The organism is Pseudomonas sp. BW7P1 (assembly GCF_024981055.1).
Classification (GTDB): Bacteria; Pseudomonadota; Gammaproteobacteria; order Pseudomonadales; family Pseudomonadaceae; genus Aquipseudomonas; species Aquipseudomonas bananamidigenes.
In genome coordinates this window covers 23,342-40,816 of sequence record NZ_CP103374.1, presented here as the reverse complement: position 1 = coordinate 40,816, position 17,475 = coordinate 23,342, and the positions used below count along the sequence as shown (strand labels likewise).

The 17,475-nt window shown below is 61.6% G+C and carries 17 protein-coding genes and 1 pseudogene; 4 read left to right on the top strand and 14 right to left on the bottom strand.

Features of this window, described 5'->3' with window-relative positions:
* Positions 1-29 precede the first annotated feature (29 nt).
* The 5 genes from recG to exbB form a co-directional block, all read right to left on the bottom strand.
* The gene (recG, locus tag NWV16_RS00205; RefSeq protein ID WP_260521519.1) at positions 30-2,105 is read right to left on the bottom strand and encodes an ATP-dependent DNA helicase RecG; all 2,076 of its coding nucleotides are present in this window, start codon (positions 2,103-2,105) and stop codon (positions 30-32) included.
* 9 nt (positions 2,106-2,114) lie between these two features.
* A complete protein-coding gene (locus NWV16_RS00200) occupies positions 2,115-3,044 on the bottom strand; it encodes a hydrogen peroxide-inducible genes activator (RefSeq protein WP_065258190.1) in 930 nt (309 codons plus the stop codon).
* A 178-nt stretch (positions 3,045-3,222) separates the two neighbouring features.
* Positions 3,223-3,972, bottom strand: a complete 750-nt coding sequence (locus tag NWV16_RS00195) for an energy transducer TonB (RefSeq protein WP_260521518.1) — start codon at positions 3,970-3,972, stop codon at positions 3,223-3,225.
* The gene (gene exbD, locus NWV16_RS00190) at positions 3,969-4,397 is read right to left on the bottom strand and encodes a TonB system transport protein ExbD (protein WP_065258188.1); all 429 of its coding nucleotides are present in this window, start codon (positions 4,395-4,397) and stop codon (positions 3,969-3,971) included. Before exbD ends, NWV16_RS00195 begins: the two co-directional genes overlap by 4 nt.
* A gap of 6 nt (positions 4,398-4,403) precedes the next feature.
* On the bottom strand, positions 4,404-5,366 hold the full coding sequence (exbB, locus tag NWV16_RS00185; RefSeq protein WP_260521517.1) for a tonB-system energizer ExbB: 963 nt from the start codon (positions 5,364-5,366) through the stop codon (positions 4,404-4,406).
* Between the two features lie 188 nt (positions 5,367-5,554).
* Between exbB and NWV16_RS00180 the strand changes: the two genes are divergently transcribed.
* A complete protein-coding gene (locus tag NWV16_RS00180) occupies positions 5,555-6,412 on the top strand; it encodes an SDR family oxidoreductase (protein ID WP_260521516.1) in 858 nt (285 codons plus the stop codon).
* Positions 6,413-6,550: 138 nt separating this feature from the next.
* Here the strand turns inward: NWV16_RS00180 and NWV16_RS00175 are convergent, their stop codons facing one another.
* From NWV16_RS00175 to NWV16_RS00150, 6 genes are all read right to left on the bottom strand, one after another.
* Positions 6,551-7,291, bottom strand: coding sequence for a hypothetical protein (locus NWV16_RS00175; RefSeq protein ID WP_260521515.1), 741 nt, complete (start codon positions 7,289-7,291; stop codon positions 6,551-6,553).
* A gap of 74 nt (positions 7,292-7,365) precedes the next feature.
* On the bottom strand, positions 7,366-7,746 hold the full coding sequence (locus NWV16_RS00170; RefSeq protein WP_065258184.1) for a RidA family protein: 381 nt from the start codon (positions 7,744-7,746) through the stop codon (positions 7,366-7,368).
* 24 nt (positions 7,747-7,770) lie between these two features.
* Positions 7,771-9,876, bottom strand: coding sequence for a bifunctional GTP diphosphokinase/guanosine-3',5'-bis pyrophosphate 3'-pyrophosphohydrolase (gene spoT / locus NWV16_RS00165; protein WP_065258183.1), 2,106 nt, complete (start codon positions 9,874-9,876; stop codon positions 7,771-7,773).
* Positions 9,877-9,933: 57 nt separating this feature from the next.
* Entirely contained in the window at positions 9,934-10,203 is a 270-nt protein-coding gene (gene rpoZ / locus NWV16_RS00160) for a DNA-directed RNA polymerase subunit omega (RefSeq protein WP_065258182.1), read from the bottom strand.
* Between the two features lie 168 nt (positions 10,204-10,371).
* Entirely contained in the window at positions 10,372-10,992 is a 621-nt protein-coding gene (gene gmk / locus NWV16_RS00155) for a guanylate kinase (protein ID WP_065258181.1), read from the bottom strand.
* Positions 10,993-11,005: 13 nt separating this feature from the next.
* Positions 11,006-11,869, bottom strand: a complete 864-nt coding sequence (locus NWV16_RS00150; protein ID WP_260521514.1) for a YicC/YloC family endoribonuclease — start codon at positions 11,867-11,869, stop codon at positions 11,006-11,008.
* Between the two features lie 268 nt (positions 11,870-12,137).
* Here NWV16_RS00150 and rph point away from each other — a divergent pair, with 268 nt between their 5' ends.
* Positions 12,138-12,860, top strand: a complete 723-nt coding sequence (gene rph, locus NWV16_RS00145; protein WP_065258179.1) for a ribonuclease PH — start codon at positions 12,138-12,140, stop codon at positions 12,858-12,860.
* A 29-nt stretch (positions 12,861-12,889) separates the two neighbouring features.
* Positions 12,890-13,258, top strand: coding sequence for a DUF4870 domain-containing protein (locus NWV16_RS00140; protein ID WP_260521513.1), 369 nt, complete (start codon positions 12,890-12,892; stop codon positions 13,256-13,258).
* A gap of 63 nt (positions 13,259-13,321) precedes the next feature.
* Here the strand turns inward: NWV16_RS00140 and NWV16_RS00135 are convergent, their stop codons facing one another.
* On the bottom strand, positions 13,322-14,101 hold the full coding sequence (locus tag NWV16_RS00135; RefSeq protein WP_065258177.1) for an exodeoxyribonuclease III: 780 nt from the start codon (positions 14,099-14,101) through the stop codon (positions 13,322-13,324).
* Positions 14,102-14,183: 82 nt separating this feature from the next.
* Here NWV16_RS00135 and pyrE point away from each other — a divergent pair, with 82 nt between their 5' ends.
* On the top strand, positions 14,184-14,828 hold the full coding sequence (gene pyrE, locus NWV16_RS00130; RefSeq protein ID WP_065258176.1) for an orotate phosphoribosyltransferase: 645 nt from the start codon (positions 14,184-14,186) through the stop codon (positions 14,826-14,828).
* Positions 14,829-14,898: 70 nt separating this feature from the next.
* Here pyrE and argB read toward each other — a convergent pair whose 3' ends face one another.
* Together argB and NWV16_RS00120 are read right to left on the bottom strand one after the other, a co-directional pair.
* Positions 14,899-15,804: an acetylglutamate kinase gene (argB, locus tag NWV16_RS00125; RefSeq protein ID WP_260521512.1), complete on the bottom strand. Its 906-nt coding sequence runs from the start codon at positions 15,802-15,804 to the stop codon at positions 14,899-14,901.
* 17 nt (positions 15,805-15,821) lie between these two features.
* Positions 15,822-17,198 (bottom strand): annotated as a pseudogene (locus NWV16_RS00120) (phosphomannomutase/phosphoglucomutase); the annotation flags it as partial.
* Positions 17,199-17,475: the final 277 nt, after the last annotated feature.

Sequence of the window (17,475 nt, the reverse complement as noted above, 5' to 3'; positions counted from 1 at the left end):
GAACGGGCTTTGAGAAACTGCGACAGTGCTCACACTTGGCCGTATTGCTGCCCGTGTCGCAGCCAGCGGTCGAGCAGCGGGCTGACATGGGTCGGCCAGCGCTCCAGCAAGGCCTGGGCGGCATCGCGCACGGCGGGCAGCAGATCGGCGTCACGCATCAGGTCGGCGACCTTGAATTGCAGCAGGCCGGTCTGGCGGGTGCCGAGCATTTCGCCGGGACCGCGCAGTTCGAGGTCTTTTTCGGCGATGACGAAACCGTCGTTGGTCTCGCGCATGATGCCCAGGCGCTGGCGGCCGATCTGCGACAGCGGCGGATGGTAGAGCAGCACGCAATGGCTGACCGCGCTGCCCCGGCCGACGCGGCCGCGCAACTGGTGCAGCTGGGCGAGGCCGAGGCGCTCGGGGTTTTCGATGATCATCAGGCTGGCGTTGGGCACGTCGACGCCGACTTCGATCACGGTGGTGGCGACCAGCAGTTGCAGGTGGCCGGCCTTGAATTCGGCCATCACGGCGGCTTTCTCGGCGGGTTTCATGCGACCGTGGATCAGCCCGACCTTGAGCTCGCCGAGGGCGGCGGTGAGGTCTTCGAATGTGGTTTCGGCGGCCTGGCAGGTCAGCTCTTCGGACTCTTCGATCAGCGTGCACACCCAATAGGCCTGACGGCCCTCGGCGCAGGCGCTGCGCACGCGCTCGATGACTTCGACACGGCGGGTGTCGGTGACCAGCACGGTGTTGACCGGTGTTCGACCGGGCGGCAATTCGTCGAGGATCGAGGTGTCGAGGTCGGCGTAGGCGCTCATCGCCAGCGTCCGTGGAATCGGCGTGGCGGTCATGATCAATTGATGCGGACACATGCGCCCGCCGACACCTTTCTGCCGCAGCGCCAGACGCTGTTGCACGCCGAAGCGGTGTTGTTCGTCGATGATCACCAGCGCGAGGTTCTTGAACTGCACTTCATCCTGGAACAGCGCGTGGGTGCCGACCACCATCGGCGTGCCGCTGGCGATCTGTTCCAGTGCGGCCACGCGGTTCTTGCCCTTGAGCTTGCCGGCCAGCCACGCCACTTCAATGCCCAACGGTTCGAGCCAGCGCTTGAAGGTGATGAAGTGCTGCTCGGCGAGGATCTCGGTCGGCGCCATCAGTGCGACCTGATAACCCGCCTCCAGTGCTTGCAGCGCGGCGAGAGCGGCGACCACGGTTTTACCCGCGCCAACGTCACCCTGAATCAGCCGCAGCATCGGCTCGTGCTGACTGAGGTCGTAGGCGATTTCGTTGCCGACCCGCTGTTGCGCGCCGGTCGGGTTGAAGCCGAGGTTGGCCAGATACCGCGCCGGCAGTTTTGTGGCTTTCGGCATTGCCGGTGCGCGCAGGGCGCGCATGCTTTCGCGCAGTCGCTGTTGGGACAGTTGATGGGTCAGCAGTTCTTCGAACGCCAGACGATGCTGGGCCCAGTGATGGCCGAGGGCGAGTTCGTCGACGTCGGCATCGGCGGGCGGGTTGTGCAGGTAGCGGATCGCATCGGCCAGCGGCGCCAGTTGGTAGTCGCGGGCCAGCTCGGTCGGCAGCCAGTCGGGCAGGGTGGCCGGTTTGAGCAGGGTCAGGGTCTGCATGCACAACTGGCGCAGGCGGGCCTGGGTCAGGCCTTCGGTCAGCGGATAGACCGGGGTCAGGGTTTCATCCACCGGCGGTGGTTCGTCGCCGTTGATGGCGCGGTATTCCGGGTGGTAGATCTCCAGCCCCGAGGCGCCGGGCCGGGCTTCACCGTAGCAGCGAATCCGCGTGCCACGCTTGAGGCCTTCCTTCTGCGCGTTGCTGAAGTGGTAGAAGCGCAGGCTCAGGCCGCCAGTGCCGTCCTGCAGACGCACGACGAGGCTGCGGCGTCGACCCATGACTACATCGGCGCCGCTGACGGTGCCTTCGACCACGGCGTCCTGCCCCGGTCGCAATGCGCCGATGGGAACCACGCGAGTGCGGTCCTGATAACGCAGCGGCAGGTGGAACAGTACGTCCTGAAGGTTCTCCAGGCCGACCTTGGCCAGTTTTTCGGCCATGGCCTCGCCGACACCCTTGAGTGCGGTGACCGGGACCTGCGACAGCTCTGTCATGACGCTGGCTTAACCGGCCGTAACCGGCGCGGCGGGTTTGGCGACCGAGCACAGGCGAATGGAGTCGGCGAGGATCTCGATGGCTTTCGGCCGCGGGAAACTGGCGCGCCAGGCAATGGCCACGGTGCGGTAGGGCACTGGCGCCGACAGCGGTCGGACTTCGATCACGCCCGGGGCGTAGTGATGGCTGTCCACCGCCGACAATGGCAGGATCGAGATGCCCAGGCCGGAGGCGACCATGTGGCGGATGGTTTCCAGCGAGCTGGATTCGACCGTGGTGTGCTTGGCGCCGTCGTTGCCCTTGGTCAGGGTCGGGCAGGCTTCCAGCACCTGATCGCGGAAGCAGTGGCCTTCGCCGAGCAGCAACAGGCTCTTGTCGTTGAGCAGGGCCGGGTCGATGGATTCTTTTTGCGTCCACGGATGCTGGGCCGGCATCAACACGTAGAACGGTTCGTCATAGAGCGGCAGGGTCAGCACGTCGGCTTCGTTGAACGGCAGGGCGATGATGATCGCGTCCAGCTCGCCATTGCGCAGTTTGTCGCGCAGCACGTGGGTGAAGTTTTCTTCGATGTACAACGGCATCTGCGGGGCGACCCGGTGCAGTTGTGGAATCAGGTGCGGAAACAGGTACGGACCGACGGTGTAGATGGCGCCGACTTTCAGCGGGGCGGTCAGCTGGTTCTTGCCGGCCTGGGCCAGTTCGCGGATGCCCTGGGCCTGTTCCAGCACTTTCTGCGCCTGGGCGACGATGCTTTCGCCGACCGGGGTCAGGCGCACGGCGCTTTTGCTGCGCTCGAAGATCAGTACACCGAGTTCGTCTTCAAGCTTTTTCACGCCCACCGACAGGGTCGGCTGACTGACGTGGCAACGCTCGGCCGCGTGGCCGAAATGCTGCTCTTGGGCGAGGGTAACGATGTAGCGTAATTCTGTGAGAGTCATAGCAAGCGTCCATGAAGATGCGGGCCAAGCATACCGGCTGCGATCGATAGACGCACGTTATCAGACTGAGTGATAGATGCGACACCGCGCAATGCCGGTTTGCCGTTTGCAGATATGACAAAGGCACCTTTCGGTGCCTTTATTCATTGGGCTGCGGCGCCTGCGCGCTTGAGTCAACTCAGCGGCGCTGTTCGATCGTGTACAGAAACGGTGCAGTAAGTTCGATGGGGCCGTTCTTCATCATGTCGGCCGGTGGCTTGGGCAGCGGCTGGGCACGACGGATCATTTTCAGGGTGGCCCGATCCAGATCGGCGTTGCCGGAGCTGTCTACCAGTTCGAATGACAGTACGTTGCCCTCACCGTCGACGATGAAACGCAGACGGTTAGTTCCAGTCTTTTTACGTAACCTGGCATTGTCCGGATATTCCTTGTATTTCTGCAGGTGTGCGAGCAGCGCGCTTTGCCAACTGGCCTTGGCCGCCACTTCTGCGGGCGACGGGCCCGGTGCCGGCTGGGCGGATTTCTCCGTCGGTGCCTGAGTCTGTTGAGGTTCTGCCGGTTTTTCTTCGGAAGGTTTTTCCTTCACGGGCTCCGGCTTCTTCTCGATCGGCTTGGGCGGTTGCGGTTTTGGCTTGGGTTTTGGTTTCGGCTTGGGCACGGCAATTTCTGCCTTGGGTGCTTCGGCCAGTTTCGGGATCGGCAGTTCTTCAACCGGAGCCGGCGGCTGCGGTGGCGTGACGACCTTCGGCGGTGCAGGCGGTGGCGGGGCCGGAACCGGCGCCAGCTCGACCATCATTGCCTGGGGCGGCAGTTCGATGGGCGGGCGGGCGGTCCAGTTCAGCGCCAGCGCAATGGCCAGTGCATGCACACCCAGCACCACGGCCAGGCTACCGCCGTAACGCGTCAGCTTATGGCGCGTCGTGATCATTTCTTGGTTGCACTCTCGAGGCCGACCAGACCGACCTTCAGGTAACCGGCGCTGCGCAGCTTGTCCATCACGCTCATCAGGTCGCCGTAATCCACACCCTTGTCGGCCTGGAAGAAGATGGTGGTGTCTTTCTTGCCTTTGGTCCTGGCGTCGAGCGTGGCGCCGAGGGTTTCGGCTGTGACTTCGTCGTCGCCGATGTACAGCCGCTGGTCAGCCTTGACGCTGAGGAACAGCGGTTTCTCCGGCCGCGGTGCCGGCTTGGCGGTCGAGGCAGGCAGGTCGACCTTGATGTCCACGGTGGCCAGCGGCGCAGCCACCATGAAGATGATCAACAGCACCAGCATCACGTCGATGAACGGCGTGACGTTGATTTCGTGGTTCTCGGCCAGATCGTCGTCTGCGCCTTCTTTCAAATGCAGGCCCATGGCCGATTACCCCACTTTCACCATGTGCGGTTGCGAGACGCTGCGCTCGGGCTGGTGGTCGAGGTCGCGGCTGACCAGCAGCAGGACTTGTGCCGATGCGTCGGACACCTGGGCCTTGTAACCGGCGATGGAGCGGGCGAACACGTTGTAGATGACCACGGCAGGAATCGCGGCGACCAGACCCAAGGCGGTAGCCAGCAACGCTTCGGCAATGCCCGGCGCCACGACGGCGAGGTTGGTGGTCTGGGTTTTGGCGATGCCGATAAAGCTGTTCATGATGCCCCACACGGTGCCGAACAGACCGACGAACGGTGCGGTGGAGCCGATGGTGGCGAGTACGCCGGTGCCGCTGCTCATGTTGCGGCCACAGGCGGCCACCAGGCGCTCGAGGCGGAAGCTGACGCGCTCCTTGATGCCTTCTTTCTCACGGGCGTTGGCCGACAGGCGCATTTCTTCGAGGGCGTCATGCACCAGCAGGTTGGCGAGGGTGCCTTCCTTCGCTGCAGTGGCGCTGGCTTCCTTGAGGGTGGTGGCTTTCTTAAGGGCGGCGATTTCACCACGCAGGCGACGCTTGGCGCCCATCAGCTCGAAGCCTTTGGCGATCCAGATGGTCCAGGTGATGATCGATGCGATGGCAAGACCGATCATCACCATCTTCACGATGATGTCGGCGTTCTGGTACATGCCCCACGGCGACAGGTCGTGGGCCATGCCCAGGGTGTTGTCGGCTTCGAGGACTTCAGGTGCGTTTTCGGCGCCGGTATCCACGGCCTGAACCGGCTCGGTCGTCGCTGGCGCTGCGGCGGGAGCTGCCGGGGCGGTCTGTTCGTGGGCGGCTGGTGCGGCCGGTGCCTGGGCGTCAGCGAAAGCGGCGACCGGCGCCAGCGTCAGGCTGAGGAGCAGGGCGGCCAGCGCGCTCCAGGCGCGAGGTCGTTTGGTTGGCGAAGCGGGGTTCTGAATGCGTGTCATGCTGGCCGGACCTGAGATAGAAAAACGGTGATGCTCTTCCAGGCCTCGTAAGGCCGAGAACAAAAGTGACGTGCATTATTGCAAGTAATTCTTGTTAACAGAAGCAATAGAGTTGCTTTTTTTCCTTCATTGCTAGCCGCTCGTCCCTTGTCAGGGCTAGTCTGTAGCTTTGCGCCGGGAGTTTTTTGATGTCCGCCCCCTCTGTATTGATCGCCGGCTGCGGCGATGTCGGCAGCCGTCTGGCCACGCAATTGCTGGCCGCAGGCTTTCAGGTATATGGCCTGCGCCGGGATGTTTCTCGGTTGCCGGCAGGTGTCATCGGTGTGGCCGGTGACCTGTTCAATGAGGAGTGCCCAGCGTCCTGGCCAGTGGGGGCCGTGGATTACCTGGTGTATTGCGCAGCCGCGACCGAGCACGATGAAGCCGGCTATCGCGCAGCTTATGTGCAGGGTCTGCAGCATGTGCTGGGCTGGCTGAATGACTACGGACAAGTACCTGATCGGCTGTTGTTCGTTTCCAGCAGCAGCGTTTACGGGCAGAAAGACGGGGAATGGGTGGATGAGTCCTCCGAAACCGTGGCGGCGGGTTATTCCGGGCGGTTGATGCTGGAGGCAGAGCAAATCGCCTTGAACAGCGGCATTGCGGCGAGCATCGTGCGTCTGACCGGCATCTACGGGCCGGGCCGTGAATGGCTGCTGACTCAGGTGCGTCGCGGTTATCGCGTGGCGGTCGATCCGCCGTTGTATGGCAATCGTATTCACGCCGATGATGCGGCGGGCCTGATGGCGTTTCTGCTGGAATCGGATCGCAAGGGCAGGACGCTCGATGATATCTACATCGGCGTGGACGATGCGCCTGCGCCGCTGGCCGAGGTGGTGGCGTGGCTGCGGGAGTATCTGGGCGTCACGCAATGGTCGGAAGACGAAAGCGTGCGCAGAACCGGCAGCAAACGTTGCAGCAATGCACGGGCGAAAACGTTGGGCTGGGCGCCGAAGTATCCAAGCTATCGCGAGGGTTACGCCGCGATTCTTGAGGGGCGCTGCTGACTTTCAAACACTGCAAAACAACTGTGGGAGCGAGCTTGCTCGCGATGGCGGCATAACAGTCAGCATAAATGTTGAATGCCAAGGCCTCATCGCGGGCAAGCCCGCTCCCACAGGGTTATAGGCTGCTCTCAGGTGCAGTTACTGCTTCTTGAGCAGCCACTTGCGCTCACCCGGGCTGAACTGCGGCTGTTCATCCGCCAGTGCCGTGTTCACGGCCTGCAGAATTTCCAGCTCCTTGCCCTTTCGAACGAAGATCCAGTTGTTGCCCTGGCCGTTCTGCTGCAACCACATGCTGTCGTTGCCGCTGCTCATCGATGCGCAGTCGCCCGCCAGGCACAGGGCGTAGCGGTCGACACCGGGCAGGCCGGAGACTTGCCCGTCCGCCTGGAATTGCACGGTGGCGCCTTCGCCCTGGCCGCTGGCGATTGTCCAGTTACCGCCCAGGTAGGCCGAATACAGCGCACGTTCGAAGCTGGCGCCGATCGGCGCGCCTTCGGGTACCGGGATCTGTGCACGGTCGAACAGCTGTTGTGGTTCGTTTTCGCTGGCAGCCTGGTGCAACTGGCCTCCGTCGCGTTTCAGTTCGCTGGCGGAGCTGCCGTAGAAGTCGACTTTCCAGGCGCCGGACTGTTCACCCTGCAGCCGTCCTTCGACGTTCTCGAAACCGTTGGTGTAGCGGGCCTGGCCGGCCCTGGTGTTGATGTCCCATTCCAGATTCGGGCCGTAGGCCTGAAGCGCTTCACGCAGGGGGCCGCCCTTGGCGGCGGCATCGATGGCGACCTGATTGATCCAGGTGCCGCTGATGTCACGGTCGGCCGGGTTGCTGGCGCAACCGCCGAGGAAAATGGCGAGCAGCGAGAGAGCAAGCGCTTTGCGCATGGTGGAATCCTTTCAAAACCTTTTCTTTACCGCAGAGCAGTTGGCGCGGCTCTCGGTAAGCCGCGCCGTGCGCATCACTCGATGACCAGAATGGCATCCATTTCAACCTGCGAACCCTTCGGCAGGGCAGCAACGCCGATGGCGGCGCGGGCCGGGTATGGCTGTTCGAAGTATTTGCCCATGATCTCGTTGACCTTGGCGAAGTGGCTCAGGTCGGTGAGGAAGATGTTCAGCTTGACGATGTCCTTGAACGAACCGCCGGCGGCTTCGGCCACGGCTTTCAGGTTCTCGAAGACCTGTACGGTCTGGGCTTCGAAGCCTTCGACCAGTTCCATGGTTTTCGGGTCCAGCGGGATCTGGCCCGACATGTACACGGTGTTGCCGGCCTTGATCGCCTGGGAATAAGTGCCGATGGCGGCCGGGGCCTTGTCGCTGCTGATAACGGTCTTGGTCATGTATGACTCCTTGTATTGTTTGAGTTATGCACGCATGCGGGTGATGCGGATGACCCCGGTCAGGGCGCGCAGTTTCTTGATCACGCGGGCCAGGTGCACGCGGTCGTGGACGCTGACCACCAACTGGACGACGCTGATGCGGCCATCGCGTTCGTCCATGCTGATTTTCTCGATATTGCCGTCGGCCGCGTTGACGCTGCTGGCCAGCAGGGCGATCAGGCCACGCTGGTGCTCCAGCTCGACGCGCAGTTCGACGTTGAATTCGCCGGTGACATCCTTGGCCCACGAGAGCTGGATGCATTTTTCAGGGTTGTGGCGGATTTCGCTGATGTTGCGGCAGTTTTCCAGGTGCACGACCATGCCTTTGCCCGCCGACAGGTGACCGACAATCGGGTCGCCCGGGATCGGTGTGCAGCATTTGGCGTAGCTGAGTACCAGGCCTTCGGTACCGCGAATCGCCAGCGGACCTTCCGGACTTGGCAATTGTTCACCCTCGCCCAGCAGTCGACGCGCCACGACGTACGCCATGCGATTGCCCAGGCCGATGTCTTCGAGCAGGTCCTCGATCAGTTCGAGGCGGTACTCGGTCAGCATCGCTTTCACGCGTTCTGGCGGAATCTGCTCCAGCGCGCTGTCGAATCCGTTGAGCACCTTGTTCAGCAGGCGCTCGCCAAGGCTGATGGATTCGGAGCGGCGTTGCAGTTTCAGGGCATGGCGGATGTGGGTGCGCGCCTTGCCGGTGACCACGAAGTTGAGCCACGCCGGGTTTGGCCGCGCGCCGGGAGCGCTGACGATCTCGACCGTGGAGCCGCTTTGCAGCGGTTCGGACAGTGGCGCCAGACGACGGTTGATCCGGCAGGCAATGCAGCTGTTGCCGACGTCGGTGTGCACCGCGTAGGCAAAGTCGACGGCCGTGGAGCCTTTGGGCAGCTCCATGATCCGGCCTTTTGGCGTGAACACGTAGACCTCGTCCGGGAACAGGTCGATCTTCACGCTTTCGATGAATTCCAGCGAGTTGCCGGCACGTTGCTGCATTTCCAGTACGCCTTTGACCCACTGACGGGCCCGGGCGTGGGTGCCTTTGGGCTGTTCGTCGCCGCTGGACTTGTACAGCCAGTGCGCGGCGATGCCGTTGTTGGCCATTTCTTCCATTTCACGGGTACGGATCTGGATCTCGATCGGTACGCCATGCATGCCGAACAGCGTGGTGTGCAGCGACTGATAGCCGTTGGCCTTGGGAATCGCGATGTAATCCTTGAAGCGTCCCGGCAACGGTTTGTACAAATTATGCACGGCACCCAGCACGCGGTAGCAGGTGTCGACCTTGTCGACGATGATCCGGAACGCGTAGACGTCCATGATCTCGTTGAAGGCCCGACGCTTGCCGCGCATTTTCTTGTAGATGCCGTAGAGGTGTTTCTGGCGACCGCTGACTTCGCCCTGGATGCCGTCGATGGCGAGGCAGTGGCCGAGGGACTCTTCGATCTTGTTGACGATTTCCTTGCGGTTGCCGCGGGCGCGTTTGACCGCCTGGTAAATCCGCGCAGAACGCATCGGGTGCATGGCCTTGAAACCGAGGTCTTCGAACTCGATGCGCACGGAATGCATGCCCAGCCGGTTGGCGATGGGGGCATAGATCTCGAGGGTTTCCTTGGCAATGCGCCGGCGCTTTTCGCCGGACAGCACTTCCAGGGTGCGCATGTTGTGCAGACGGTCGGCGAGCTTGACCAGGATCACGCGAATGTCGCGCGCCATGGCCATCGCCATTTTCTGGAAGTTTTCGGCCTGGGCTTCGGCCTTGGTCTCGAAGTTCATCTGGGTCAGTTTGCTGACCCCGTCGACCAGTTCGGCCACGGTCTCGCCGAACTGCGCTTGCAGCGCTTCCTTGGCGATGCCGGTGTCTTCGATCACGTCATGCAGCATCGCGGCCATCAGGCTCTGATGGTCCATGTGCATGTCGGCAAGAATGTTCGCCACGGCAAGAGGATGCGTGACATACGCCTCGCCGCTGCGGCGGCGTTGGCCGTCGTGGGCTTGTTCGGCGTAGAAATACGCTCGGCGGACCAGATTGACCTGGTCCTGACCGAGGTAGGTCGATATTCGATCGGCGAGGGCGTCTATGCTCGGCATGATGACTCCTGCCGCAAGCTGTGATCCCGCGCCTTGCTACGTCGACCAGGCATAGGCTTAAACGGCCTCGTTGGACTCGTCCTCTGGAGCAAAGGCAGCGAAGACCGGGTCTTCGGTGACAATTTCTTCGGCGGCGATGAATTCGGGAGTCACGATACCTTCAGCGATTTCGCGCAGGGCGACGACGGTAGGCTTGTCGTTTTCCCATGCCACTTTCGGCTCTTTGCCGCCGGTGGCCAGTTGACGGGCACGCTTGGTAGAGAGCATGACCAGCTCAAAGCGGTTATCCACGTGTTCTAGGCAGTCTTCAACGGTTACGCGGGCCATGGTATTCCTCGGAGCGAATGCAATATGCGCGCTGCCCGGTTGGGCGAGCGGACTCGACAGTTTAAAAAATCACCAGCGATTAGGGAAGCGCTGATTTTTTGACCAGACCCTTCAACGCGCTGCAAGTGCCAATGTAAAGCCGTTGCAGCAGTTTTGGGAAGGGCTGTTTCAGCCCAGTAATTCAGCCAGCAATTTGCCGAAGCGCACTTGCTGACGTTTTTGTTGCAGCTGATTGGCGCGGAAAATCGCCTTCAGATCATCCAGGGCGTGGGCGAAATCGTCGTTGATGATCAGATAGTCGTACTCGACGTAGTGGCTCATCTCGCTGACGGCCTCACGCATCCGGCCGGCGATGATCTCGTCGCTGTCCTGACCACGATTGGTCAGACGCTGGTGCAGGGCCTGCAGCGAAGGCGGCAGAATGAAGATCGAACGGGCCTGGGGCATCAGCTTGCGCACTTGTTCGGCGCCTTGCCAGTCGATTTCCAGAATCAGGTCATGACCTTCGTCCAGGGTCTGCTGCAGGCGGCTTTGCGAAGTACCGTAGAAGTTGCCGAAGACTTCGGCGCGCTCGAGGAAGTCGCCGTGCTCGCCCATTTTCACGAACTCTTCGCGGGTCACGAAGTGATAGTTCACGCCGTCCACTTCGCCCGGGCGCATGGCGCGGGTGGTGTGGGAAATCGAAACGCGGATTTCCGGGTTGGCGTCGGTCAGGGCCTTGACCAGGCTGCTTTTGCCCGCGCCCGAGGGGGCGGAAATGATGTACAGGGTGCCGGTGCTGTGGGTCATGTCGGGGGTAGCCTTACTCAATATTCTGTACTTGTTCGCGCATTTGCTCGATCAACACCTTGAGGTTGACCGCCGCCTGGGTGCTGCGCGGGTCGAAGGCCTTGGAGCCCAGTGTGTTGGCTTCGCGGTTGAGCTCCTGCATCAGGAAGTCCAGGCGCCGGCCGGCGGCACCGCCGGACTTGAGGACCCGGCGAACTTCGATGATGTGGGTGCTCAGGCGATCCAGTTCTTCAGCCACGTCGCTTTTTTGCGCGAGCATGACCATTTCCTGTTCCAGGCGCTGGGGGTCCATCTCGGCCTTCATGTCGGCGAAGCGGTCGAGAACTTTCTGGCGCTGGGCGGCGAGCATCTGCGGAACCAGTTCGCGCAGGGTTGCCACGTCTTCCTCAATGGAGGTCAGGCGATCGTTGATCAGGCGCGCCAGCTCCGCGCCTTCGCGCTCACGGCCAGCCTTGAGTTCCTTCAAGCCTTGATTGAACAGCTCCAGCGCTTCTGCGTTGAGGGCTTGCGGGTCGCTCGCATCGGCCACCAGCACGCCGGGCCAGGCCAGCACCTCCAGCGGGTTCAGCGCCGCCGGGTGCTTGATCAGGCCGGCGACGGTTTCGGCAGCGGCGACCAGTTGTGCGGCACGCTCGCGATCCACTTGCAGCGGCTTGCCGGTGCTTTCCTCGGTGAAACGCAGGGTGCATTCCAGTTTGCCGCGCGACAAACCCTGACGCAGGGCTTCGCGAACGGCGCCTTCGAGGTCGCGGAACGACTCGGGCAGGCGCAGGTGGGGTTCCAGGTAGCGGCTGTTGACCGAGCGCAGTTCCCAGCTCAGGGTGCCCTGAACGCCGGCTTTTTCGACGCGGGCGAAGGCGGTCATGCTATGCACCATGGCGGTGACCTCGCGATACAAATCGGCGCGAACTGAAGCTTCGCAGCTCGATATCAGTGAATTTAAGCCGACTGGCAGCAAAGGCGCAGGATTGTAGCGCAGTGCGACAGATGCGCCCAAACACACGGTGTGACAAAGGGCTGCAGGCCGTCGGCGAAGCGCGTTTCAGGGCTCTGGATCGACGGCTGGAGTTTTTAGGCAGTGCCCAGGCGCGGTGCGCAGCTTTATAATGCTCCGCAGTTTTCCGTCCTCAGTACAGGTATCTCCTATGAAACGTCCAAGTGGTCGCGCTGCCGATCAGCTCCGCTCGATCCGCATTACCCGCAACTACACCAAGCACGCCGAGGGATCGGTACTGGTCGAATTCGGTGATACCAAAGTCATCTGCACCGTCAGCGTCGAGAACGGCGTGCCGCGCTTCCTGAAAGGCCAGGGCCAGGGCTGGCTGACCGCCGAATACGGCATGCTGCCGCGCGCCACCGGCGAGCGTAACCAGCGTGAAGCGAGTCGTGGCAAGCAGGGCGGTCGCACCCTGGAAATCCAGCGCCTGATCGGCCGTTCCCTGCGCGCTGCACTGGACATGTCCAAGCTGGGCGACGTCACCCTGTACGTCGACTGCGACGTGATCCAGGCCGATGGCGGCACCCGCACCGCGTCGATCACCGGTGCCATGGTTGCGCTGGTCGATGCCCTGAAAGTGATCAAGAAGCGCGGCGGTCTGAAAGGCGGCGACCCGCTCAAGCAAATGATCGGAGCCGTTTCCGTGGGCATGTACCAGGGCGAGCCGGTGCTGGATCTGGACTATCTTGAAGATTCCGCCGCCGAGACCGACCTCAACGTGGTGATGACCGGCACCGGCGGCTTCATCGAAGTGCAGGGCACCGCCGAAGGCGCACCGTTCCAGCCTGAAGAGCTGAACGCGATGCTGGAGCTGGCCAAGAAAGGCATGAACGAGATCTTCGAACTGCAAACGGCCGCACTGGCCGACTGAGACGGTTCGCAACCCGCAAGGAGAATGCGATGAGTGATGAGCAAGAGTTGCTGCCCAAGCCGAGCCACGAGGTTCGCCAGTGGGCGATGTTTTGTCACTTGTCCGCTTTGCTGGGGATCTGGGTTCCGTTCGGAACGCTGATCGGGCCGTTGATCCTGTGGCAGATGAAGCGCGAGACGGATCCATTTATCGATGCCCAGGGCAAGGAGGCTCTGAATTTCCAGATTACGGTCGCGATTGCCTCGATGATCTGCTTCTTGCTGATGGTGCTGGTGATTGGCTTCTTCCTGTTTGGCCTGTTGGCCATCGGTGCGCTGATCCTGACGATCATTGCAGGTGTGAAGGCTAACGAGGGCTTTCCGTACCGTTATCCTTTCACTTGGCGGTTGATCAAATAACGAACGATCGCGCACAAAAAAACCGACGTTGATGTCGGTTTTTTTGTGTCTGCGAAAGGGCGCTCAGATGGTCAGCGTCCAGTCGTAGTCGACGATCAGCGGCGCGTGCTGCGAGAACCGAGGCTGACGCGGCAGGCGTGCGCTGCGCACGAAGCGTCGCAGGCCCGGGGTCAGGATCTGGTAGTCGAAGCGCCAGCCCAGATTCAGCATCTCGGCCTGTTCGTTGTCCGGCCACCAGCTGTACTGGTCGCCTTCGCGGCTGACTTCGCGCAGGGCGTCGACATAACCCATGTTGCCGACAATCTCGTCCATCCAGGCGCGCTCCGGCGCCAGGAAGCCCGGGGATTGCTGGCTGTCGCGCCAGTTCTTGATGTCGAGCTTCTGCTGCGCGACGAACAGCGAGCCACAATAAATGTACTCGCGACGTTTGCGCCGCTGTTTGTCCAGGTACTTGCCGAAGTCGTCCATGAGCTTGAACTTCTGGTTCAAGTCTTCATCGCCGTTCATCCCCGAAGGAAGCAGCAAGGTGGCAATACTGACTTTGTCGAAATCTGCTTGCAGGTAGCGCCCGTAGCGGTCGGCCGTCTCGAAGCCGAGACCGCTGATGACAGCCTTCGGTTGCAACCGCGAATACAAAGCCACGCCGCCTTGGGCAGGGACTTCAGCATCGCAGGCATAAAGGAAGTAGCCGTCCAGTTGGAAGGCTGGGTCATCCAGTTCAAAGGCGGAGGCACGGGTGTCCTGCAGGCAGATGACGTCGGCATTCTGTGCCTGCAGCCAACTGAGCAAACCGCGCTCGACTGCAGCCTGAATACCATTGACGTTCACACTGATGATCCGCATAAATGGCCCCAAAAATCGCGTGCGTGTATGATACACGGCGTCAAGCTAATTAGCTAAATCCGTGGTATTTGGGGTTTTTTTCATGCAAGCGTATCAGCGCGATTTCATTCGTTTTGCCATCGATCGCGGCGTTTTGCGCTTCGGTGAGTTCACCCTGAAGTCCGGACGCACCAGTCCTTACTTCTTCAATGCCGGCCTGTTCAACTCGGGTTCCGCGCTGGCGCAGCTGGGCCGTTTCTACGCCGCCGCCATCGCTGACAGCGGTATTCCCTTCGACGTGCTGTTCGGCCCGGCCTACAAGGGCATCCCGCTGGCAGCCACCACTGCCGTGGCGCTGGCCGAGCACCACAACCGTGACCTGCCATGGTGCTTCAATCGCAAGGAAGCCAAGGCTCACGGCGAAGGCGGCAGCCTGGTCGGCGCGCCACTGACCGGCGACGTGCTGATCATCGACGACGTGATCACCGCGGGTACCGCAATCCGTGAAGTGATGCAGATCATCGCCTCGCAGGAAGGCGCCAGGGCCGCCGGCGTGCTGATCGCCCTGAATCGTCAGGAGCGCGGCAATGGCGAGCTGTCGGCCATCCAGGAAGTCGAGCGTGATTTCGGCATCCCGGTCATCAGTATCGTGTCGCTGAACCAGGTGCTGGAGTTCCTGGCAGACGATCCGCAGCTCAAGCAGCATCTGCCTGCCGTTGAAGCCTATCGCGCCCAGTTTGGCGTCTGATCGCTTCTCCCAGGCAAAAAAAGACCCCGCTCAGTCAGGCTGAGCGGGGTCTTTTTATTTACGCGATCGCTTACGGACGCTTGCGATTGCTGATCAGCGTACCCACACCGGTGTCGGTGAAGATTTCCAGCAGGATCGCGTTCGGCACGCGACCGTCGATGATCAGCGAACTGCCCACGCCGCCCTGAACCGCTTCCAGTGCGCAGCGGATCTTCGGCAGCATGCCGCCGTAGATGGTGCCGTCGGCGATCAGCTCGTCGACCTGCTGAGTGCTCAGACCGGTCAGAACCTTGCCCGACTTGTCCATCAGGCCGGCGATGTTGGTCAGCAGCATCAGCTTCTCGGCTTTCAGCGCTTCGGCGACTTTACCGGCCACCAGGTCAGCGTTGATGTTGTACGACTCGCCGTTTTCACCCACGCCAATCGGCGCGATCACCGGGATGAAATTGCCTTTGACCAGCAGGTTCAGCAGTTCGGTGTTGATCCCGACCACTTCGCCTACCTGGCCGATGTCGATGATTTCCGGCTGGGTCATTTCCGGGGTCTGACGGGTGACGGTGAGCTTCTTCGCCCGGATCAGCCCGGCGTCTTTGCCGGTCAGGCCGATGGCGCTGCCGCCGTGACGGTTGATCAGGTTGACGATGCTTTTGTTGACCTGGCCGCCAAGGACCATTTCCACCACGTCCATGGTCGCCGCGTCAGTGACGCGCATGCCGTCGACGAAGTGGCTTTCGATCGACAGGCGCTTGAGCAGATCACCGATCTGCGGGCCGCCGCCGTGAACCACCACCGGGTTGATGCCCACGGCTTTCATCAAGACGATGTCGCGGGCGAAGCCGGTTTTCAGCTCCTCGCTTTCCATCGCGTTGCCGCCGTATTTGATCACCAGGGTCTTGCCGACATAACGTCGGATGTAAGGCAACGCTTCGGACAGGACCTTGGCGGTTTGGGCGGCGGCTTCGCGTTCGAGGGTCATTCAGGGCTCCGGGTGAATCAGAACGGTAGTTGGAGATCAGGTGCAACACGTTTCAACTGGGCATGGAACACAGCCTTGATGCGCTGCAATTCAGCCTCGTCATCGGCCTCGAAGCGCAGCACCAGCACCGGTGTGGTGTTGGACGCGCGCACCAGGCCCCAGCCTTTGGCGTAATCGACCCGCACGCCGTCAATGGTGGTCAGGTCGGCGCCTGGACCCCACTGCGCATCGTGCAGTGCATCAATGATGCTGAATTTGCTCTCTTCGGTCACATGGATATTGATTTCCGGCGTGGAAATATCGTTCGGGAAGGTCGCGAAGAGCGTTTCCGCGTCGGATTTTTCCTTGCTGAGGATTTCCAGCAGCCGTGCGGCGCTGTAAATGCCGTCGTCGAAACCGAACCAGCGTTCCTTGAAGAAGATATGTCCGCTCATTTCGCCGGCCAGCAACGCGCCGGACTGCTTCATTTTCTTTTTGATCAACGAGTGACCGGTCTTCCACATTAGCGACCGGCCGCCATATTCCTTGATCAGCGGGATCAGTCGGCGGGTGCATTTGACGTCGAATATGATTTCCGCGCCCGGGTTGCGGGCCAGCACGTCGCGGGCGAACAGCATCAACAGGCGGTCGGGGAAGACGATGCTGCCGGTGTTGGTCACCACGCCGACGCGGTCACCGTCGCCATCGAAGGCCAGGCCGATATCGGCCTTGGTTTCCTTGACCTTGGCGATCAGGTCGACGAGGTTCTCCGGTTTGCCCGGATCCGGGTGGTGGTTCGGGAAGTTGCCGTCGACTTCGCAGAACAGCGGGATGACTTCGCAGTTCAGCGCTTCGATCAGTTGCGGGGCGATCACGCCGGCCACGCCGTTACCGCAGTCGACCACGACTTTCAGGCGTCGGGCCAGTTTGATGTCCTGGACGATTTCGGTGGTGTAGCGGTCGAGGATCTCGACCTGGGTCACACTGCCTGTGCCGCTGCTCAGATTGCCGTTTTTGATGCGCTCATGCAGGACCTGGATCTGTTCGTTGGCCAGGGTGTCGCCGGCGATCACAATCTTGAAACCGTTGTAATTCGACGGGTTGTGGCTGCCTGTGAGCATCACCCCGGATTTGCCGGCCAGCACGTTGGCGGCGTAGTACAGCGCAGGCGTCGGCACCAGGCCGACGTCGCTGACATGGCAGCCGCTTTCGGCGATGCCGCGGATCAGCTCGGCAACCAGTTCCGGGCCGGACAGACGGCCGTCACGGCCAACGGAAACATTCGGTTCACCTTGGGCCAGGCTCTGGGAGCCGATGGCGCGACCGATCCAGTAAGCGGTTTCGGCATTGAGGAATTCCGGCACGGTGCCGCGAATGTCATAGGCGCGGAAGATGCTGTCGGGAAGCTTCGGGGCGACTTGGGCGGGGGTGCTCATCTGCGAAAATGCTCCATCTCGAAAGTGGCGGGACACACCGGCGAATCATCTCGACGGCAGGCTCAAACTGAAGGGTATGACGGCGGTTTTCACAGAGAGTTCGTGGTGTGAAAGGGCCATGACGCCTTGTCCGGCGTGGCTTTGACCTGCCAATGCCTTGATTTTCGGCGGTAAAACCAATTTCGAAGAGCAATCATATTTGTGGCGAGGGCGCTTGCTCCCGGCGGGGCGCGAAGCAGACCCGAAATCTTGTGGG